This is a genomic window from Bacillus sp. iso_77, from assembly GCF_056173625.1.
This window is the reverse complement of record NZ_CM149683.1, coordinates 92777-114156: the sequence shown is the minus strand read 5'-3', so window position 1 is coordinate 114156 and position 21380 is coordinate 92777. Positions and strand designations below refer to the sequence as shown.

Sequence of the window (21380 nt, the reverse complement as noted above, 5' to 3'; positions counted from 1 at the left end):
CATCAAAACCCATTCTCATCAAAACGGATTTTACTTTTTCTGAAGAAGTACGGTTGCTTGAGAGGCAATTCCTTCGCCTCTTCCTGTAAATCCAAGTTTCTCTGTCGTTGTTGCTTTGACATTCACCTGTGTGACATCTGCCTCAAGGGCTTCTGCGATTTTCTCACACATTGGCTGAATGTATGGTGCCATCTTTGGTTTTTGCGCCATGATCGTGCAATCGATATTCACCAGTGTATAGCCTTTTTCTTTTACAAGTGCCCACACGTGCTGAAGTAATTTAAAAGAGTCTGCATCTTTAAACTCCGGATCCGTGTCTGGGAAATGTCTGCCGATATCTCCTTCTGCAATCGCACCTAGGCAGGCATCCGCCACAGTATGAAGCAGTACATCCGCATCTGAATGCCCAAGTAGACCCTTTTCATAAGGGATCGTCACACCGCCAATAATAAGAGGTCTTCCCTCTGTTAATTGATGCACATCAAAACCTTGTCCTATTCTAAACATGTTCTAGTACCCTCTTTCCGCATCCATAATTGCCTTGGCAACCAATAAATCATCCGGTGTTGTCAGTTTAATATTGGTATAGTCTCCTTGGACAATATAAACACTCTCACCGTGTAATTGTTCCACAAGACTGGCGTCATCTGTTCCAAGAAAGCCTGTCCGCTCCGCGTGTTCATGCGCTTCTTTTAAAATAGAATGACGAAAAGCTTGTGGGGTCTGGACTGCCCACAAGCTCTGACGTTCAATGGTTTGTTCCACTTTGCCTTCTTGAACGCGTTTGATTGTGTCTTTCACTGGTACCGCTACGACTGCGGAGCCTTTTTCAATCGCTGCTTTAACGAGCAAGTCAATCTGTGTATGCTTAATAAAAGGCCTTGCGCCATCATGAACAAGCACGATGTCCGCATCTTGCACAGCCTTCAACCCTTCGTATACACTTTGCTGCCGTTCTTCACCGCCAGTGACAAGTGAAACAGGCGTTTGAAAAGCGTGTACCTTCAGTAGCCTTTCAAAGTCACGACGCTCTTCTTCATTGATCGCTAAGATCATGCGTCTGCATTGTGAATGAGCGTCAAACACCTTCAGTGTGTGGATGATGACCGGCATTCTTTTCAATTCAATAAAAAGTTTATTGCGGCCGGCCTTCATTCGCTTCCCCTGCCCCGCAGCCGGAATAACTACTTCATAATACATGTTCGTTCTCCCTTTAGAGCGCCTTCTCCAGAAGTTTTGGCTTCGCAAAAATCATTCTTCCAGCAGCAGTTTGCAGCACACTCGTGACGAGCACATCAATGTCTTTTCCAATATAATTGCGTCCTTCTTCGACCACAATCATCGTACCGTCATCTAAGTAAGCAACACCTTGGTTATGCTCTTTCCCATCTTTGATGACCTGTACCTTCATTTCTTCCCCAGGCAGTACAACCGGTTTGACTGCATTGGCTAGATCATTGATGTTTAACACTGCTACTTTTTGAAGTTCGCATACTTTATTTAAATTAAAATCATTTGTCACAACAACACCTGAAGTTAACTTAGCGAGTTTCACAAGCTTGCTGTCAACCTCTTGAATATCTTCAAAGTCACCTTCGTAAATTTCAACTTTAATATCCAGTTCTTTTTGGATACGATTTAAAATATCAAGACCTCTTCGGCCTCTATTTCTCTTTAATACATCAGAAGAGTCTGCAATATGCTGTAATTCCTCGAGTACAAATTGAGGAATGACCATCACACCTTCTAGGAATCCAGTTTGACAAATATCTGCGATTCTTCCATCAATGATAACACTTGTGTCTAAAATTTTCAGCTTTTTATCTTCTATTTCAGGTTCATCATCAGCTGCTCCTTTTTTCTTTGTGACCTTTGCAGATCGGGAGAACAGCCCCATCATTTCATCCTTCTTCTTAAACCCTACCTGAAATCCAAGGTATCCTAAAAAGAAAGCCAGGAAAATCGGAATAATGGTACCAAAAATATGATATGGGATATTGTTTAGCGGGATCACGTTTACAATAAGATATGCTAGAATAAGTCCAAATACTAAACCGAAACTTCCAGATATAAGATCAGGAAGAGGCGCCTTCAATAGAGAATCCTCGATCCATTTCACCCAATTAACCACATAGCCTGTGCACCATTTACCAATGATAAAGAACACAGCGGCTCCTATTAGTGCTGAAGAGTAAGCATTTGTTATGAAAGGTATGTCCTTCACATTTAACAGCAGAAATAACTCTGGAATGATAAAAATCCCTACAACTGCACCGAAAATGATAAAAAACGCCTGAACGATTCTTTTTAACATACCTTCACCTCCTTTATTTTTCATCTGTCAATCCACCTTCATCTGACATTGATATATGCTTAAGTTTCCTATCATCATGAACAGAAAACAAAACCATCATTAATATACCCATATTCATCCATTTTTAACCGTATTTAAGAAAAATTTCTCTTTTTATAGCTGACGGTCGATATAATGTTTTTCTTGCAGTCTTTTTAATCCTTTTTTTATCTTTTTCGCTCTTACTTCTCCAATTCCTTCTACTTCATCCAAATCTTGTACATCTGCTTCCATAATTCGATCTAGCACACCAAATGCTTCGACCACGTTTTCAACGATTGGCATAGGCAGTCTAGGGATTTTATGAAGTAATCTGTATCCTCTAGTGTACACATATTCGTCAATATTTGTAGATGCTGGATAGCCGAGTAACTTGTACAAAATGGAATCATCTAAAAGTTCAAAGCTCGACATATCTTGGAGCTGTTTCAACAGCACATATGGATCTTTGATCTTTTCTTTCACGTAATCTTTAATAAATAACGCCGCTTCCTGCTCCATATCTGTAATCAGCTCATTGACTTGCAGACGGATCAAGTGTCCTTCTGTCCCAAGCTCTTTGATATACATATTGATTTCATTTTTGATTCTAAGTACCATTTCATAACGATGTAGCACGGATAATACATCACCAAAGGTCACAAGCTCTTCAAATTCTAAGGCGCTTAACGCAGAAATGGCGTGGTCTAAAATGGTTTTATATTTCTCAAGTGTTTGTATCGCTTGGTTGGCCTTCGTCAAAATAAAACCAATATCTTTCAACGTATATCGTCGATTCCCTTGGTATAAGGTAATGACGTTCCGACGTTCAGAAATGGCAATGATTAAGCAACCTGTCTGCTTTGCTACACGTTCAGCCGTTCGGTGTCTCATACCTGTTTCTGATGAATGAATGGTTGCATCCGGCATGAGCTGTGTATTCGCATACAAGATCTTTTGACCAGAGTCACTTAAAATAATCGCCCCATCCATCTTCGCCAATTCATATAAATGTGCTGGGGAGAAAGCAGAATTAATATGAAATCCTCCATCTACCACACTTTTCACTTTATCATTATAACCAACAACAATGAGCCCTCCAGTATTGGCTCTTAGGACGTTTTCAATCCCTGCCCGCAGGGGTGTCCCCGGTGCCACAAACTGGACAATATCTAAGAGATCGACTTCTCTCGCTCCTTTTTTCTCTTTTTCCATTTCTATGATCCCCCTAGTGAAATACGAAGTGCCTCTGCTACATTTTCTACACCGACTAACTCAATCCCTCTCGGTTTTTTCCATCCATCTATATTCGCCTGAGGAATAAACATTCGCTTAAATCCTAGTTTAGCAGCTTCCTGCACACGCTGTTCAATTCTTGATACTCTTCTGACTTCTCCCGTCAGACCCACTTCTCCTATAAAGCAATCTGCTTGATGCGGCGCTGCATCTTTAAAACTTGATGCAATACTAACGGCAATAGCCAAGTCTATCGCTGGTTCATCAAGTTTCACACCACCTGCGACCTTTAAGTAGGCATCTTGGTTTTGCAGTAGCAGCCCTACCCGTTTTTCTAAAACGGCCATAAGCAATGACACTCGGTTATGATCAAGGCCAGTAGCCATTCTCCGTGGATTCCCAAAGCTCGTCGGTGAAATAAGTGCTTGTATCTCCACTAGAACAGGTCTTGTTCCTTCCATTGAGGCAACAACACACGATCCAGATACACCTGCTGACCGCTCTTCTAAGAAGATTTCTGATGGGTTTAATACCTCTGTGAGCCCTTCCTCTCTCATTTCAAAAATTCCTAATTCATTCGTTGAACCAAAACGGTTTTTCACTGCCCGTAAAATACGAAACGTATGATGGCGCTCCCCTTCAAAATAAAGAACTGTATCTACCATATGCTCTAAAAGGCGCGGCCCAGCAATCGAGCCCTCCTTCGTCACGTGACCAACGATAAAAATAGGAATACCATTCGTCTTGGCAATTTTCATCAGCTGGGCAGTGCATTCCCTCACCTGAGAAACAGATCCAGGAGCTGACGTGATATCGCTTTGATAAACGGTTTGAATTGAATCGACCACAACAAAAGCGGGTTTCATCTCTTGTATAGCAGACGTTATATACTCCATATCGGTTTCAGCCAAAACATGTAAAGAGGCACTTTCAATACCGAGACGGTCCGCCCTAAGCTTCGTTTGTTTGATTGATTCCTCACCAGATATGTATAACACATTCTGATTTTGATCTGATAGCTGTGCTGAAACTTGTAATAATAGTGTGGACTTCCCAATCCCAGGATCACCGCCAATAAGAACGAGTGAACCTTTGACAATTCCACTTCCTAATACTCGGTTAAATTCTTCTAAATTCGTTTTAATTCGGGGTTCTTCGGATGTTTCAATTGCAGATATAGGTGAAGGTTTTTGAATGGTTTGAACAGAATGATTAAACGCACTTCGACGATTTGCCGGCTCTTTACGAACGACCTCTTCTGTCATACTGTTCCAAGTGCCGCAGCCGGGACATTTCCCCATCCATTTGGCTGACTCATAACCGCACGATTGGCATATAAATTTTGATTTTGACTTAGCCATAGATTGAAGAATACAACTCCTTATACTGGTCAGAAAATAAGTAAAGGGAGGCATCCAACTTACTGGTATGCCTCACACTTTTTTCTTACTATATTAGTTCGTAGCAGCCGTTGCTTTTACGACAATTTCTCCATCTTCTACATCTAATACGATATGTTGGCCCTTTTCAATATTGCCTTTCAGCAATTCCTCAGAAAGTCGATCCTCGACGTGCTTTTGAATCGCTCTTCTTAACGGACGAGCACCATACTCAAGATCTACGCCTTCGTCGGCAATCTTGGCTTTTGCTGCTTCCGTCAATTCAATTGAAAGGTCCTGCTCTTTTAGTCGTTTTGTCAATTGATCAGACATGAGAGACACAATCTCTTTTAGATGTTTCTTTTCGAGTGAGTGGAAGACAATGATTTCATCAATACGGTTGATGAACTCCGGTCTAAACGCACGTTTCAGCTCACCCATAACTTTGCCTTTCATATCTTTGTAATTTTGACTTTCATCCTGCACGTTAAAGCCAACATATTTATTGCGCTTCAGCTCACTAGCTCCAACGTTTGAAGTCATAATCAAAATCGTATTTCTAAAGTCAACAGTACGACCTTTAGAATCAGTGAGACGACCATCTTCTAACACTTGAAGTAAGATGTTAAACACATCAGGGTGCGCCTTTTCAATCTCATCTAGAAGCACGACAGAATACGGCTTTCTTCTCACCTTTTCAGTCAGCTGACCACCCTCATCATAGCCCACATAGCCTGGAGGTGATCCAACAAGTCTTGAAGTCGAGTGTTTTTCCATGTACTCAGACATATCAATACGAATCATCGCTTCTTCATCACCGAAGATAGACTCAGCGAGTGCTCTTGCAAGCTCAGTCTTACCAACACCTGTTGGCCCTAAGAAAATAAAGGAGCCAATCGGACGTTTCGGATCTTTTAGTCCAGCACGGGCACGTCTTACAGCTTTTGCAACAGCAACAACTGCTTCATCCTGTCCAATGACGCGAGAGTGGAGCAATTGTTCCATGTTTAGAAGCTTATCTGTTTCTGTTTGAGCAATTTTTGAAACAGGTACTCCCGTCCAGCTAGAAACAACCATTGCGATATCATCCACAGAAACCTCTGAATTCTCTTGTCCCTGCTTTTCTTTCCAAGATTTCTTCGTCACTTCTACCTTTTCACGCAAACGTTGCTCCGTATCACGAAGTGAAGCGGCTTTTTCAAATTCTTGACTTTGAACAGCTGCATCCTTTTCCTTGCGTACTTCATCCAGCTTTTGCTCAAGTTCCTTTAGATTAGGCGGTGTTGTGAAAGAACGTAAGCGAACTTTTGAACCCGCCTCATCAATTAAGTCGATCGCCTTATCTGGAAGGAAACGATCGGAGATATAACGATCAGAAAGCTTTACCGCCGCCTCAATGGCTTCATCTGTAATAGACACACGGTGATGTGCTTCATAACGGTCTCTAAGCCCTCTTAAAATTTGAATACTTTCATCGACAGATGGCTGGTCCACTTGAATTGGCTGGAATCGACGTTCAAGTGCAGCATCTTTCTCAATATATTTACGGTACTCATCTAACGTTGTTGCCCCGATACATTGAAGCTCACCACGTGCTAAAGATGGTTTTAGAATATTAGAGGCATCAATCGCACCCTCTGCTCCACCTGCACCAATCAGTGTATGAAGCTCATCAATGAAGAGAATGATATTTCCAGCCTGACGGATTTCGTCCATGACTTTTTTCAAACGATCCTCGAATTCACCACGATATTTCGTTCCCGCTACAACGGTTCCCATATCAAGTGTCATGACTCGTTTATCACGCAGAATTTCAGGCACTTCGTTGTGAATAATTTGCTGTGCGAGACCTTCTGCGATCGCTGTTTTACCAACACCAGGCTCTCCAATCAAGACAGGGTTATTCTTTGTTCTTCTACTTAGGACCTCTATGACACGCTGAATTTCTTTGCTGCGGCCAATCACAGGGTCCAAGCTGTCCTCTTTCGCAATAGCCGTTAAGTCTCTTGCCAAGCTATCTAAAGTTGGTGTATTGGCATTGCTATTAGATCCTGACGCAGATGCACCCGTTTCATTGCTGCCTAGAAGCTGCAATACTTGCTGGCGTGCTTTATTTAAGCTCACTCCGAGGTTATTTAAGACACGGGCAGCTACACCCTCTCCCTCACGAATAAGACCTAAAAGAATATGTTCTGTCCCTACATAGGAATGACCAAGCTTTCTCGCTTCATCCATAGAAAGCTCCGTAACCTTCTTCGCTCTAGGTGTGTAATGAGGAATAGCTTGAGACACCTCTTGCCCTCTTCCAATCAAGCTCTCGACTTCTTTTTGGATTTTATCTGAAACAAGGCCCAGTGCTTCTAATGCTTTTGCGGCGATGCCCTCACCTTCACGTACAAGACCAAGTAAAATATGCTCTGTACCGATGTTCTTATGGCCTAGGCGAATGGCTTCTTCTTGTGCAAGTGCTAATACCTTTTGAGCTCTTTCAGTGAATCTTCCAAACATCATATCGTTTCATCCTCCTGTCCATTCCTATGCATTTCTAAGCGCAGCCTTTCTCTGATAATTGCTGCTCGTTTTATATCTCTTTCATTTGGTTCCAAGGCTCCTCCTGAATATTGCTGAAGGAAGCCAGGCTGTGTCAAAATCATGAGTTCATTCAGTATATTACTTGAAAGCCCCTTAATGATACCTAAATCAATTCCAAGTCGCACATCTGACAAACACTTAGCCGTTTCCTTAGATTCAATCATGCGACAATTAGCCAAAATCCCCAAGGAACGGTACACTCTGTCTTCAAGTTCAATTTTAGACGTCTGATATAATGCCTTACGTGCAGATCGCTCTTGTTCAATGAGCTGCGCCGTCACACTATTCAAGTCATCTACAATATCTTCTTCTGATTGACCCAGTGTCATTTGATTTGAAATTTGAAAGATGTTCCCTATTGCTTCGCTACCCTCACCATAAATTCCTCTGACCACAAGACCTAATTGATTAATTGCAGGAATAATGCGATTCATTTGTCTTGTCAGGGCTAATGCTGGTAAGTGCATCATGACTGAAGCCCTAATACCTGTACCTACATTGGTCGGACAGCTCGTTAAGTATCCTCGCTTTTCTGAAAACGCATAATCCACTTGCTCTTCAATCCAGTCATCTATTTGGTTAGCTGCTTTTAGTGCATTAGCCAGCTGAAATCCTGGGAACAAGCATTGAATACGAATATGGTCTTCCTCATTCAGCATGACACTGATTTCTTCATTTTCTGAAAGCAAACAGCCGCCAAATCTTGATTCTGCTAAATTGGGGCTAATCAAATGCTTTTCAACAAGTACCCTTTTAGCCAAAGGCTGCGTTTCATTCATTCGAATCAGAACAAAGTTTCCAATGTCCTTCACTTCCTGGCTCGCAAACTTTTGCTCGAATTGCTGAAGAACAGCTTCAGCCTCCTCTTGAGAAAACTGAGTTGGGAAACGAACATGCTCTAGATTGCGTGCCAGTCGAATACGACTGCTTAGAACAATGTCACTTTCTGGTCCTTTCTGTTTCATCCATTGACTTAATGCGTCTTGAATAAAATGCTGGAGCGACATGTCGTTAATCTCCCTCCCTCTGCTGAGATTGCTCATGCTCTAATGCACGAATTTGATCTCGAACTTCCGCTGCTTTTTCAAACTCTTCCTGTTCAATCAGCTGCTTCAGTTCTTGCTGCATTAACTCAAGTTTCCGGCGAACATGCAGACTGCCGGCAATCCGTTTAGGGACTTTTCCATTATGGACTGTATTTCCACTATGGACTTTCCTTAAAACAGGATTTAAATACTGATCAAAGGTTCGATAACATTCTGCACAGCCAAAACGGCCTGTTTTCCTGAATTGCTGAAAAGTTAAGCCACACTTAGGACATTGATCCACTTCTCTTGCCTCTTGAAAAATAGATGATCCTTTATTCGCACTTGTGGTAAAGCTAGGATCAATATTCAATAAGCCTGATAATAAGTTGTGAATCGAGAAACCTTGGTTTCCACTCATAGCATATGAATCACTGTTTTCTTTTGCACATTGTTCACATATGTGCATTTCTTGTTTTTCTCCATTTATTACTTTCGTAAAGTGAAAAGTGGCTGGTCTCTCATTGCATTCTTGACAAATCAATCTTTTCACCCGCTTTACTTTAATTTCAAAGCATTTAACATCGCTTTCATCATCCGAGCTCTCAGTTCATCTCGTTCAGGTAAATCAATGTGTAAAACAGAACGGTCCATGACACTAATCATCATCTTTGCTTCTCTTTCGGATAAAATGTTGTTCTCAACAAGACGCATGATGATATGATCAGATGCAGCCTGTGATAAACGATGATATATTTGGGAAATAATGTTGTTCAATAAATCGACTTCATCATTCATTTTGACTTTAATGATACGGATATAGCCACCGCCGCCACGCTTACTTTCAACGATATAACCTCTTTCGCTCGTAAAGCGTGTATTGATAACATAGTTAATTTGTGAAGGTACGCATTGAAACTTATCTGCAATTTCATTGCGTTTAATTTCTAATATTTCTCGACCATTCTGATCCAAGACTTCCTTCAAATACTGCTCGATGATATCAGAAATATTTTGTGCCACTCCGCCTCCTCCTCCATTGACTTTGACTATATTTGACTTTAATCTTACTATAAATTTTTTCGATCGATTTTTCAAGATAATCGCTCAACTAACAATATTATTTCCACATTTATCTGGTGCCAAACGTCCCAAAAACACAAAAAAGACCAGTTCCGATTGGAACTGATCCTTTGACAAGCTTGGCGGCGTCCTACTCTCACAGGGGGAAACCCCCAACTACCATCGGCGCTGAAGAGCTTAACTTCCGTGTTCGGTATGGGAACGGGTGTGACCTCTTCGCTATCGCCACCAAACCTGATGGAGAGAATGTTCTCTCAAAACTAGATAACAATGTTCATTTTTCACATTAGAATATAGGTTAAGTCCTCGATCTATTAGTATCTGTCAGCTCCACATGTCACCACGCTTCCACCTCAGACCTATCAACCTGATCATCTTTCAGGGATCTTACTTCCTTGCGGAATGGGAAATCTCATCTTGAGGGGGGCTTCATGCTTAGATGCTTTCAGCACTTATCCCGTCCGCACATAGCTACCCAGCGATGCCCTTGGCAGAACAACTGGTACACCAGCGGTGCGTCCATCCCGGTCCTCTCGTACTAAGGACAGCTCCTCTCAAATTTCCTGCGCCCGCGACGGATAGGGACCGAACTGTCTCACGACGTTCTGAACCCAGCTCGCGTACCGCTTTAATGGGCGAACAGCCCAACCCTTGGGACCGACTACAGCCCCAGGATGCGATGAGCCGACATCGAGGTGCCAAACCTCCCCGTCGATGTGGACTCTTGGGGGAGATAAGCCTGTTATCCCCGGGGTAGCTTTTATCCGTTGAGCGATGGCCCTTCCATGCGGAACCACCGGATCACTAAGCCCGACTTTCGTCCCTGCTCGACTTGTAGGTCTCGCAGTCAAGCTCCCTTGTGCCTTTACACTCTGCGAATGATTTCCAACCATTCTGAGGGAACCTTTGGGCGCCTCCGTTACATTTTAGGAGGCGACCGCCCCAGTCAAACTGCCCACCTGACACTGTCTCCCTGCCCGATAAGGGCAGCGGGTTAGAAGGTCAATACAGCCAGGGTAGTATCCCACCGATGCCTCCACCGAAGCTAGCGCTCCGGTTTCCAAGGCTCCTACCTATCCTGTACAAGCTGTACCAACATTCAATATCAGGCTGCAGTAAAGCTCCACGGGGTCTTTCCGTCCTGTCGCGGGTAACCTGCATCTTCACAGGTACTATAATTTCACCGAGTCTCTCGTTGAGACAGTGCCCAGATCGTTGCGCCTTTCGTGCGGGTCGGAACTTACCCGACAAGGAATTTCGCTACCTTAGGACCGTTATAGTTACGGCCGCCGTTTACTGGGGCTTCAATTCGCACCTTCGCTTACGCTAAGCGCTCCTCTTAACCTTCCAGCACCGGGCAGGCGTCAGCCCCTATACTTCGCCTTACGGCTTCGCAGAGACCTGTGTTTTTGCTAAACAGTCGCCTGGGCCTATTCACTGCGGCTTCTCGGGGCTTTAACACCCTAAGAAGCACCCCTTCTCCCGAAGTTACGGGGTCATTTTGCCGAGTTCCTTAACGAGAGTTCTCTCGATCACCTTAGGATTCTCTCCTCGCCTACCTGTGTCGGTTTGCGGTACGGGCACCTCTCACCTCGCTAGAGGCTTTTCTTGGCAGTGTGGAATCAGGAACTTCGCTACTAAATTTCGCTCGCCATCACAGCTCAGCCTTCACGGGAAACGGATTTACCTATTTCCCAGCCTAACTGCTTGGACGCGGATATCCAATACCGCGCTTACCCTATCCTCCTGCGTCCCCCCATTGCTCAAATGGTGAGGAGGTGGTACAGGAATATCAACCTGTTGTCCATCGCCTACGCCTTTCGGCCTCGGCTTAGGTCCCGACTAACCCTGAGCGGACGAGCCTTCCTCAGGAAACCTTAGGCATTCGGTGGACGGGATTCTCACCCGTCTTTCGCTACTCATACCGGCATTCTCACTTCTAAGCGCTCCACCAGTCCTTCCGGTCTGACTTCACTGCACTTAGAACGCTCTCCTACCACTGTTCGTAAGAACAGTCCGCAGCTTCGGTGATACGTTTAGCCCCGGTACATTTTCGGCGCAGAGTCACTCGACCAGTGAGCTATTACGCACTCTTTAAATGGTGGCTGCTTCTAAGCCAACATCCTGGTTGTCTAAGCAACTCCACATCCTTTTCCACTTAACGTATACTTTGGGACCTTAGCTGGCGGTCTGGGCTGTTTCCCTTTCGACTACGGATCTTATCACTCGCAGTCTGACTCCCAAGGATAAGTCATCGGCATTCGGAGTTTGACTGAATTCGGTAACCCGGTAGGGGCCCCTAGTCCAATCAGTGCTCTACCTCCGAGACTCTTACCTTGAGGCTAGCCCTAAAGCTATTTCGGAGAGAACCAGCTATCTCCAGGTTCGATTGGCATTTCACCCCTACCCACACCTCATCCCCGCACTTTTCAACGTGCGTGGGTTCGGGCCTCCATTCAGTGTTACCTGAACTTCACCCTGGACATGGGTAGATCACCTGGTTTCGGGTCTACGACCACGTACTCATGCGCCCTATTCAGACTCGCTTTCGCTGCGGCTCCGCATCTTCTGCTTAACCTTGCACGGGATCGTAACTCGCCGGTTCATTCTACAAAAGGCACGCCATCACCCGTTAACGGGCTCTGACTACTTGTAGGCACACGGTTTCAGGATCTATTTCACTCCCCTTCCGGGGTGCTTTTCACCTTTCCCTCACGGTACTGGTTCACTATCGGTCACTAGGGAGTATTTAGCCTTGGGAGATGGTCCTCCCGGATTCCGACGGAATTTCACGTGTTCCGCCGTACTCAGGATCCACTCTGGAGAGAACAACATTTCAGTTACAGGGCTGTTACCTTCTTTGGCGGGCCTTTCCAGACCTCTTCGCTTATATCGTTCCTTTGTAACTCCGTATAGAGTGTCCTACAACCCCAAGAGGCAAGCCTCTTGGTTTGGGCTGTTCCCGTTTCGCTCGCCGCTACTCAGGGAATCGCATTTGCTTTCTCTTCCTCCGGGTACTTAGATGTTTCAGTTCCCCGGGTATGCCTTCTCATACTCTATGTATTCAAGTATGGATACTACTCCATTACGAGCAGTGGGTTTCCCCATTCGGAAATCTCCGGATCAAAGCTTGCTTACAGCTCCCCGAAGCATATCGGTGTTCGTCCCGTCCTTCATCGGCTCCTAGTGCCAAGGCATCCACCGTGCGCCCTTTCTAACTTAACCATTTCTTACTTTAGAAAGAATCACTATGTGTGATGAACTTTGCATTGCATTCAATGTGAATGTATTACTTATTGTTATCTAGTTTTCAAAGAACAATCCTGTCTCGCTAGAGACATGTTTGAAGGAATGATCCTTCAAAACTAAACAAGACGAGAAACGTACGCTGCTCCATATATCCTTAGAAAGGAGGTGATCCAGCCGCACCTTCCGATACGGCTACCTTGTTACGACTTCACCCCAATCATCTGCCCCACCTTCGGCGGCTGGCTCCATAAAGGTTACCTCACCGACTTCGGGTGTTGCAAACTCTCGTGGTGTGACGGGCGGTGTGTACAAGGCCCGGGAACGTATTCACCGCGGCATGCTGATCCGCGATTACTAGCGATTCCAGCTTCACGCAGTCGAGTTGCAGACTGCGATCCGAACTGAGAACAGATTTGTGGGATTGGCTAAACCTTGCGGTCTCGCAGCCCTTTGTTCTGTCCATTGTAGCACGTGTGTAGCCCAGGTCATAAGGGGCATGATGATTTGACGTCATCCCCACCTTCCTCCGGTTTGTCACCGGCAGTCACCTTAGAGTGCCCAACTGAATGCTGGCAACTAAGATCAAGGGTTGCGCTCGTTGCGGGACTTAACCCAACATCTCACGACACGAGCTGACGACAACCATGCACCACCTGTCACTCTGTCCCCGAAGGGAAAGCCCTATCTCTAGGGTTGTCAGAGGATGTCAAGACCTGGTAAGGTTCTTCGCGTTGCTTCGAATTAAACCACATGCTCCACCGCTTGTGCGGGCCCCCGTCAATTCCTTTGAGTTTCAGTCTTGCGACCGTACTCCCCAGGCGGAGTGCTTAATGCGTTAGCTGCAGCACTAAGGGGCGGAAACCCCCTAACACTTAGCACTCATCGTTTACGGCGTGGACTACCAGGGTATCTAATCCTGTTCGCTCCCCACGCTTTCGCTCCTCAGCGTCAGTTACAGACCAGAGAGTCGCCTTCGCCACTGGTGTTCCTCCACATCTCTACGCATTTCACCGCTACACGTGGAATTCCACTCTCCTCTTCTGCACTCAAGTTTCCCAGTTTCCAATGACCCTCCCCGGTTGAGCCGGGGGCTTTCACATCAGACTTAAGAAACCGCCTGCGAGCCCTTTACGCCCAATAATTCCGGACAACGCTTGCCACCTACGTATTACCGCGGCTGCTGGCACGTAGTTAGCCGTGGCTTTCTGGTTAGGTACCGTCAAGGTGCAAGCAGTTACTCTTGCACTTGTTCTTCCCTAACAACAGAGCTTTACGATCCGAAAACCTTCATCACTCACGCGGCGTTGCTCCGTCAGACTTTCGTCCATTGCGGAAGATTCCCTACTGCTGCCTCCCGTAGGAGTCTGGGCCGTGTCTCAGTCCCAGTGTGGCCGATCACCCTCTCAGGTCGGCTACGCATCGTCGCCTTGGTGAGCCGTTACCTCACCAACTAGCTAATGCGCCGCGGGTCCATCTGTAAGTGACAGCCGAAACCGTCTTTCATCCTTGAACCATGCGGTTCAAGGAACTATCCGGTATTAGCTCCGGTTTCCCGGAGTTATCCCAGTCTTACAGGCAGGTTACCCACGTGTTACTCACCCGTCCGCCGCTAACATCCGGGAGCAAGCTCCCTTCTGTCCGCTCGACTTGCATGTATTAGGCACGCCGCCAGCGTTCGTCCTGAGCCAGGATCAAACTCTCCGAAAAAGTACAAAACCGAAGTTTTGCTTTTCGCCAGTTTGACTGACTACCTATGATGTATCATAGGATTTTTTTATAAAAACTCGAATTAACAGGTACGTTTTGTCTTGTTTAGTTTTCAAAGATCATATTGGTGGAGCCTAGCGGGATCGAACCGCTGACCTCCTGCGTGCAAGGCAGGCGCTCTCCCAGCTGAGCTAAGGCCCCATAAAAGATGGTCGGGAAGACAGGATTCGAACCTGCGACCCCTTGGTCCCAAACCAAGTGCTCTACCAAGCTGAGCTACTTCCCGATCTTAATGGCGCGCCCGAGAGGAGTCGAACCCCTAACCTTTTGATCCGTAGTCAAACGCTCTATCCAATTGAGCTACGGGCGCTTATTTTATAATGCCGAGGGCCGGACTTGAACCGGCACGGTAGTCACCTACCGCAGGATTTTAAGTCCTGTGTGTCTGCCAATTCCACCACCCCGGCGTGGATGGTATAAGCGGAAGACGGGATTCGAACCCGCGACCCCCACCTTGGCAAGGTGGTGTTCTACCACTGAACTACTTCCGCATTACAGGATTTCTTTATGTTGTTTGGCAATGCGGGTGAAGGGACTTGAACCCCCACGTCATAAAGACACTAGATCCTAAGTCTAGCGCGTCTGCCAATTCCGCCACACCCGCATGAAAATGGTGAGCCATGAAGGACTCGAACCTTCGACCCTCTGATTAAAAGTCAGATGCTCTACCAACTGAGCTAATGGCTCGCTTTTAAAGCGACTTGTCTATCTTACCATATGAAAGTGGTGCCGGCAAGAGGACTTGAACCCCCAACCTACTGATTACAAGTCAGTTGCTCTACCAGTTGAGCTACACCGGCTTTATCTATCCTAACATTATGTAAGAATAAATATGGTGGAGGATGACGGGCTCGAACCGCCGACCCTCTGCTTGTAAGGCAGATGCTCTCCCAGCTGAGCTAATCCTCCATATTATGTCGTTTCGAATGTCTCTCGATCTGACAAATAGTATTATATAACGATAAGATATTGTTTGTAAAGACTTTTTTAAAATAATTTTTGAATTTATTTTAAAGCTATTTTTTCACATCTTTTCGTTAAGGCACCTAAAGAATTTTACCACTTGTCTCTTCATTTTAAAAGTCTTTTTTTCATTTTTTTATGTTTTTTTGTTAAAAAGGGCATTAATAGCGCTTTTTCAATGTAAAAACAGCTCTTTTAAAGCTGAAAAATGTTTGTTTCATTCCTTAAATCCTCAGATAGCGTGCATATAGAAACGAATTTTTTTATTATTTTATTTTTCCGAGAAACCATTTTGTATATTTGCTTTATATTAAATTGATCCTGGTCATTTTCCAAAAATTCGTCTCAATGTTCCCTTGCCTCATCAAACATTGTGGTGCTTAACTCAAATCTTCCTCCCCTCTCTCATTAGCAAACCAAGATGCCCTTTGCTCTCTTATGTAGGTTTCAATGATCTAGCAGCAAGCGCAGTTCACTACATATGGTTGCCAGAAGAGAAGATCCTTTTTAGACATGTTTACTCTTTCGATGTTGACTCTTAGCAAGATGAGCGAGCGACGAGATTGGATGATAAGAATTTTATAGAATGTCTAGAATTCCAGTGAAGGGGATGAAATGAATGAGTTATTGAGAATGTAGTAAAAGACCACTATTTTCAATATAAATAGATATATCATTTATTAAAACACAAAAAAGACCAGTTCCGACTGGAACTGATCCTTTGAAAAGCTTGGCGGCGTCCTACTCTCACAGGGGGAAACCCCCAACTACCATCGGCGCTGAAGAGCTTAACTTCCGTGTTCGGTATGGGAACGGGTGTGACCTCTTCGCTATCGCCACCAAACCTGATGGAGAGAATGTTCTCTCAAAACTAGATAACAATGTTCATTTTTCACATTAGAATATAGGTTAAGTCCTCGATCTATTAGTATCTGTCAGCTCCACGTGTCACCACGCTTCCACCTCAGACCTATCAACCTGATCATCTTTCAGGGATCTTACTTCCTTGCGGAATGGGAAATCTCATCTTGAGGGGGGCTTCATGCTTAGATGCTTTCAGCACTTATCCCGTCCGCACATAGCTACCCAGCGATGCCCTTGGCAGAACAACTGGTACACCAGCGGTGCGTCCATCCCGGTCCTCTCGTACTAAGGACAGCTCCTCTCAAATTTCCTGCGCCCGCGACGGATAGGGACCGAACTGTCTCACGACGTTCTGAACCCAGCTCGCGTACCGCTTTAATGGGCGAACAGCCCAACCCTTGGGACCGACTACAGCCCCAGGATGCGATGAGCCGACATCGAGGTGCCAAACCTCCCCGTCGATGTGGACTCTTGGGGGAGATAAGCCTGTTATCCCCGGGGTAGCTTTTATCCGTTGAGCGATGGCCCTTCCATGCGGAACCACCGGATCACTAAGCCCGACTTTCGTCCCTGCTCGACTTGTAGGTCTCGCAGTCAAGCTCCCTTGTGCCTTTACACTCTGCGAATGATTTCCAACCATTCTGAGGGAACCTTTGGGCGCCTCCGTTACATTTTAGGAGGCGACCGCCCCAGTCAAACTGCCCACCTGACACTGTCTCCCTGCCCGATAAGGGCAGCGGGTTAGAAGGTCAATACAGCCAGGGTAGTATCCCACCGATGCCTCCACCGAAGCTAGCGCTCCGGTTTCCAAGGCTCCTACCTATCCTGTACAAGCTGTACCAACATTCAATATCAGGCTGCAGTAAAGCTCCACGGGGTCTTTCCGTCCTGTCGCGGGTAACCTGCATCTTCACAGGTACTATAATTTCACCGAGTCTCTCGTTGAGACAGTGCCCAGATCGTTGCGCCTTTCGTGCGGGTCGGAACTTACCCGACAAGGAATTTCGCTACCTTAGGACCGTTATAGTTACGGCCGCCGTTTACTGGGGCTTCAATTCGCACCTTCGCTTACGCTAAGCGCTCCTCTTAACCTTCCAGCACCGGGCAGGCGTCAGCCCCTATACTTCGCCTTACGGCTTCGCAGAGACCTGTGTTTTTGCTAAACAGTCGCCTGGGCCTATTCACTGCGGCTTCTCGGGGCTTTAACACCCTAAGAAGCACCCCTTCTCCCGAAGTTACGGGGTCATTTTGCCGAGTTCCTTAACGAGAGTTCTCTCGATCACCTTAGGATTCTCTCCTCGCCTACCTGTGTCGGTTTGCGGTACGGGCACCTCTCACCTCGCTAGAGGCTTTTCTTGGCAGTGTGGAATCAGGAACTTCGCTACTAAATTTCGCTCGCCATCACAGCTCAGCCTTCACGGGAAACGGATTTGCCTATTTCCCAGCCTAACTGCTTGGACGCGGATATCCAATACCGCGCTTACCCTATCCTCCTGCGTCCCCCCATTGCTCAAATGGTGAGGAGGTGGTACAGGAATATCAACCTGTTGTCCATCGCCTACGCCTTTCGGCCTCGGCTTAGGTCCCGACTAACCCTGAGCGGACGAGCCTTCCTCAGGAAACCTTAGGCATTCGGTGGACGGGATTCTCACCCGTCTTTCGCTACTCATACCGGCATTCTCACTTCTAAGCGCTCCACCAGTCCTTCCGGTCTGACTTCACTGCACTTAGAACGCTCTCCTACCACTGTTCGTAAGAACAGTCCGCAGCTTCGGTGATACGTTTAGCCCCGGTACATTTTCGGCGCAGAGTCACTCGACCAGTGAGCTATTACGCACTCTTTAAATGGTGGCTGCTTCTAAGCCAACATCCTGGTTGTCTAAGCAACTCCACATCCTTTTCCACTTAACGTATACTTTGGGACCTTAGCTGGCGGTCTGGGCTGTTTCCCTTTCGACTACGGATCTTATCACTCGCAGTCTGACTCCCAAGGATAAGTCATCGGCATTCGGAGTTTGACTGAATTCGGTAACCCGGTAGGGGCCCCTAGTCCAATCAGTGCTCTACCTCCGAGACTCTTACCTTGAGGCTAGCCCTAAAGCTATTTCGGAGAGAACCAGCTATCTCCAGGTTCGATTGGCATTTCACCCCTACCCACACCTCATCCCCGCACTTTTCAACGTGCGTGGGTTCGGGCCTCCATTCAGTGTTACCTGAACTTCACCCTGGACATGGGTAGATCACCTGGTTTCGGGTCTACGACCACGTACTCATGCGCCCTATTCAGACTCGCTTTCGCTGCGGCTCCGCATCTTCTGCTTAACCTTGCACGGGATCGTAACTCGCCGGTTCATTCTACAAAAGGCACGCCATCACCCGTTAACGGGCTCTGACTACTTGTAGGCACACGGTTTCAGGATCTATTTCACTCCCCTTCCGGGGTGCTTTTCACCTTTCCCTCACGGTACTGGTTCACTATCGGTCACTAGGGAGTATTTAGCCTTGGGAGATGGTCCTCCCGGATTCCGACGGAATTTCACGTGTTCCGCCGTACTCAGGATCCACTCTGGAGAGAACAACATTTCAGTTACAGGGCTGTTACCTTCTTTGGCGGGCCTTTCCAGACCTCTTCGCTTATATCGTTCCTTTGTAACTCCGTATAGAGTGTCCTACAACCCCAAGAGGCAAGCCTCTTGGTTTGGGCTGTTCCCGTTTCGCTCGCCGCTACTCAGGGAATCGCATTTGCTTTCTCTTCCTCCGGGTACTTAGATGTTTCAGTTCCCCGGGTATGCCTTCTCATACTCTATGTATTCAAGTATGGATACTACTCCATTACGAGCAGTGGGTTTCCCCATTCGGAAATCTCCGGATCAAAGCTTGCTTACAGCTCCCCGAAGCATATCGGTGTTCGTCCCGTCCTTCATCGGCTCCTAGTGCCAAGGCATCCACCGTGCGCCCTTTCTAACTTAACCATTTCTTACTTTAGAAAGAATCACTATGTGTGATGAACTTTGCATTGCATTCAATGTGAATGTATTACTTATTGTTATCTAGTTTTCAAAGAACAATCCTGTCTCGCTAGAGACATGTTTGAAGGAATGATCCTTCAAAACTAAACAAGACGAGAAACGTACGCTGCTCCATATATCCTTAGAAAGGAGGTGATCCAGCCGCACCTTCCGATACGGCTACCTTGTTACGACTTCACCCCAATCATCTGCCCCACCTTCGGCGGCTGGCTCCATAAAGGTTACCTCACCGACTTCGGGTGTTGCAAACTCTCGTGGTGTGACGGGCGGTGTGTACAAGGCCCGGGAACGTATTCACCGCGGCATGCTGATCCGCGATTACTAGCGATTCCAGCTTCACGCAGTCGAGTTGCAGACTGCGATCCGAACTGAGAACAGATTTGTGGGATTGGCTAAACCTTGCGGTCTCGCAGCCCTTTGTTCTGTCCATTGTAGCACGTGTGTAGCCCAGGTCATAAGGGGCATGATGATTTGACGTCATCCCCACCTTCCTCCGGTTTGTCACCGGCAGTCACCTTAGAGTGCCCAACTGAATGCTGGCAACTAAGATCAAGGGTTGCGCTCGTTGCGGGACTTAACCCAACATCTCACGACACGAGCTGACGACAACCATGCACCACCTGTCACTCTGTCCCCGAAGGGAAAGCCCTATCTCTAGGGTTGTCAGAGGATGTCAAGACCTGGTAAGGTTCTTCGCGTTGCTTCGAATTAAACCACATGCTCCACCGCTTGTGCGGGCCCCCGTCAATTCCTTTGAGTTTCAGTCTTGCGACCGTACTCCCCAGGCGGAGTGCTTAATGCGTTAGCTGCAGCACTAAGGGGCGGAAACCCCCTAACACTTAGCACTCATCGTTTACGGCGTGGACTACCAGGGTATCTAATCCTGTTCGCTCCCCACGCTTTCGCTCCTCAGCGTCAGTTACAGACCAGAGAGTCGCCTTCGCCACTGGTGTTCCTCCACATCTCTACGCATTTCACCGCTACACGTGGAATTCCACTCTCCTCTTCTGCACTCAAGTTTCCCAGTTTCCAATGACCCTCCCCGGTTGAGCCGGGGGCTTTCACATCAGACTTAAGAAACCGCCTGCGAGCCCTTTACGCCCAATAATTCCGGACAACGCTTGCCACCTACGTATTACCGCGGCTGCTGGCACGTAGTTAGCCGTGGCTTTCTGGTTAGGTACCGTCAAGGTGCAAGCAGTTACTCTTGCACTTGTTCTTCCCTAACAACAGAGCTTTACGATCCGAAAACCTTCATCACTCACGCGGCGTTGCTCCGTCAGACTTTCGTCCATTGCGGAAGATTCCCTACTGCTGCCTCCCGTAGGAGTCTGGGCCGTGTCTCAGTCCCAGTGTGGCCGATCACCCTCTCAGGTCGGCTACGCATCGTCGCCTTGGTGAGCCGTTACCTCACCAACTAGCTAATGCGCCGCGGGTCCATCTGTAAGTGACAGCCGAAACCGTCTTTCATCCTTGAACCATGCGGTTCAAGGAACTATCCGGTATTAGCTCCGGTTTCCCGGAGTTATCCCAGTCTTACAGGCAGGTTACCCACGTGTTACTCACCCGTCCGCCGCTAACATCCGGGAGCAAGCTCCCTTCTGTCCGCTCGACTTGCATGTATTAGGCACGCCGCCAGCGTTCGTCCTGAGCCAGGATCAAACTCTCCGAAAAAGTACAAAACCGAAGTTTTGTTTTTCGTCAGCGTTTGACTGACTACCTATGATGTATCATAGGATTTTTTTATAAAAACTCGAATTAACAGGTACGTTTTGTCTTGTTTAGTTTTCAAAGATCATCTTCGTTATCGCTCGTAAGCGACTTTAATATCTTAACATTTCGCTTTGGTTGAAGTCAAGAA

9 protein-coding genes, 9 tRNA genes and 6 rRNA genes are annotated in these 21380 nt (G+C 46.6%); all 24 read right to left on the bottom strand.

Features of this window, described 5'->3' with window-relative positions; genetic code table 11:
- Window positions 1–30: 30 nt before the first annotated feature.
- The 24 genes from ispF to AC0VYC_RS00495 all read right to left on the bottom strand — a co-directional run bounded on the left by ispF (window position 31) and on the right by AC0VYC_RS00495 (window position 21193).
- Window positions 31–507, bottom strand: a complete 477-nt coding sequence (ispF, locus tag AC0VYC_RS00610) for a 2-C-methyl-D-erythritol 2,4-cyclodiphosphate synthase (protein ID WP_007496273.1) — start codon at window positions 505–507, stop codon at window positions 31–33.
- Between the two features lie 3 nt (window positions 508–510).
- On the bottom strand, window positions 511–1200 hold the full coding sequence (ispD, locus tag AC0VYC_RS00605) for a 2-C-methyl-D-erythritol 4-phosphate cytidylyltransferase (RefSeq protein ID WP_008345432.1): 690 nt from the start codon (window positions 1198–1200) through the stop codon (window positions 511–513).
- A gap of 13 nt (window positions 1201–1213) precedes the next feature.
- Window positions 1214–2314, bottom strand: a complete 1101-nt coding sequence (locus AC0VYC_RS00600; protein ID WP_003217214.1) for a PIN/TRAM domain-containing protein — start codon at window positions 2312–2314, stop codon at window positions 1214–1216.
- Between the two features lie 153 nt (window positions 2315–2467).
- Window positions 2468–3547 (bottom strand): DNA integrity scanning diadenylate cyclase DisA, encoded by a 1080-nt coding sequence (gene disA / locus AC0VYC_RS00595; RefSeq protein ID WP_007496267.1) that lies wholly within the window; start codon window positions 3545–3547, stop codon window positions 2468–2470.
- 2 nt (window positions 3548–3549) lie between these two features.
- Entirely contained in the window at window positions 3550–4929 is a 1380-nt protein-coding gene (gene radA / locus AC0VYC_RS00590) for a DNA repair protein RadA (RefSeq protein ID WP_017359160.1), read from the bottom strand.
- Between the two features lie 93 nt (window positions 4930–5022).
- Window positions 5023–7458, bottom strand: a complete 2436-nt coding sequence (gene clpC, locus AC0VYC_RS00585) for an ATP-dependent protease ATP-binding subunit ClpC (protein WP_058337230.1) — start codon at window positions 7456–7458, stop codon at window positions 5023–5025.
- Complete coding sequence (locus tag AC0VYC_RS00580) at window positions 7455–8546, bottom strand: protein arginine kinase (RefSeq protein WP_024718295.1); 1092 nt, start codon at window positions 8544–8546, stop codon at window positions 7455–7457. Before AC0VYC_RS00580 ends, clpC begins: the two co-directional genes overlap by 4 nt.
- Before the next feature lie 4 nt (window positions 8547–8550).
- Entirely contained in the window at window positions 8551–9108 is a 558-nt protein-coding gene (locus AC0VYC_RS00575; RefSeq protein ID WP_007496258.1) for a UvrB/UvrC motif-containing protein, read from the bottom strand.
- Window positions 9109–9122: 14 nt separating this feature from the next.
- Complete coding sequence (locus tag AC0VYC_RS00570; RefSeq protein ID WP_003217184.1) at window positions 9123–9587, bottom strand: CtsR family transcriptional regulator; 465 nt, start codon at window positions 9585–9587, stop codon at window positions 9123–9125.
- A 177-nt stretch (window positions 9588–9764) separates the two neighbouring features.
- A 5S ribosomal RNA gene (rrf, locus tag AC0VYC_RS00565) occupies window positions 9765–9880 on the bottom strand.
- Between the two features lie 61 nt (window positions 9881–9941).
- Window positions 9942–12872, bottom strand: a 23S ribosomal RNA gene (locus AC0VYC_RS00560).
- Between the two features lie 182 nt (window positions 12873–13054).
- A 16S ribosomal RNA gene (locus AC0VYC_RS00555) occupies window positions 13055–14603 on the bottom strand.
- Window positions 14604–14728: 125 nt separating this feature from the next.
- Window positions 14729–14804: transfer RNA gene (locus AC0VYC_RS00550), tRNA-Ala, on the bottom strand.
- Between the two features lie 8 nt (window positions 14805–14812).
- A tRNA-Pro gene (locus AC0VYC_RS00545) sits at window positions 14813–14889 on the bottom strand.
- Window positions 14890–14896: 7 nt separating this feature from the next.
- Window positions 14897–14973 (bottom strand) — tRNA-Arg (locus AC0VYC_RS00540).
- 11 nt (window positions 14974–14984) lie between these two features.
- Window positions 14985–15070: transfer RNA gene (locus AC0VYC_RS00535), tRNA-Leu, on the bottom strand.
- A 12-nt stretch (window positions 15071–15082) separates the two neighbouring features.
- Window positions 15083–15154, bottom strand: a tRNA-Gly gene (locus tag AC0VYC_RS00530).
- A gap of 30 nt (window positions 15155–15184) precedes the next feature.
- Window positions 15185–15267, bottom strand: a tRNA-Leu gene (locus AC0VYC_RS00525).
- 7 nt (window positions 15268–15274) lie between these two features.
- A tRNA-Lys gene (locus tag AC0VYC_RS00520) sits at window positions 15275–15350 on the bottom strand.
- Window positions 15351–15387: 37 nt separating this feature from the next.
- Window positions 15388–15463, bottom strand: a tRNA-Thr gene (locus AC0VYC_RS00515).
- A gap of 33 nt (window positions 15464–15496) precedes the next feature.
- Window positions 15497–15572, bottom strand: a tRNA-Val gene (locus AC0VYC_RS00510).
- A gap of 782 nt (window positions 15573–16354) precedes the next feature.
- Window positions 16355–16470: ribosomal RNA gene (gene rrf, locus AC0VYC_RS00505) — 5S ribosomal RNA — on the bottom strand.
- A gap of 61 nt (window positions 16471–16531) precedes the next feature.
- Window positions 16532–19462 (bottom strand): 23S ribosomal RNA (locus tag AC0VYC_RS00500).
- Window positions 19463–19644: 182 nt separating this feature from the next.
- Window positions 19645–21193, bottom strand: a 16S ribosomal RNA gene (locus tag AC0VYC_RS00495).
- The 16S, 23S and 5S rRNA genes sit together here with 9 tRNA genes alongside, the layout of an rRNA operon.
- Between the last annotated feature and the right edge of the window lie 187 nt (window positions 21194–21380).

Coding starts and splice junctions, on each gene's coding strand:
- ispF (WP_007496273.1), bottom strand. CDS start 507: ATGTTTAGAATAGGACAAGGTTTTGATGTGCATCAATTAACAGAGGGA.
- ispD (WP_008345432.1), bottom strand. CDS start 1,200: ATGTATTATGAAGTAGTTATTCCGGCTGCGGGGCAGGGGAAGCGAATG.
- AC0VYC_RS00600 (WP_003217214.1), bottom strand. CDS start 2,314: ATGTTAAAAAGAATCGTTCAGGCGTTTTTTATCATTTTCGGTGCAGTT.
- disA (WP_007496267.1), bottom strand. CDS start 3,547: ATGGAAAAAGAGAAAAAAGGAGCGAGAGAAGTCGATCTCTTAGATATT.
- radA (WP_017359160.1), bottom strand. CDS start 4,929: ATGGCTAAGTCAAAATCAAAATTTATATGCCAATCGTGCGGTTATGAG.
- clpC (WP_058337230.1), bottom strand. CDS start 7,458: ATGATGTTTGGAAGATTCACTGAAAGAGCTCAAAAGGTATTAGCACTT.
- AC0VYC_RS00580 (WP_024718295.1), bottom strand. CDS start 8,546: ATGTCGCTCCAGCATTTTATTCAAGACGCATTAAGTCAATGGATGAAA.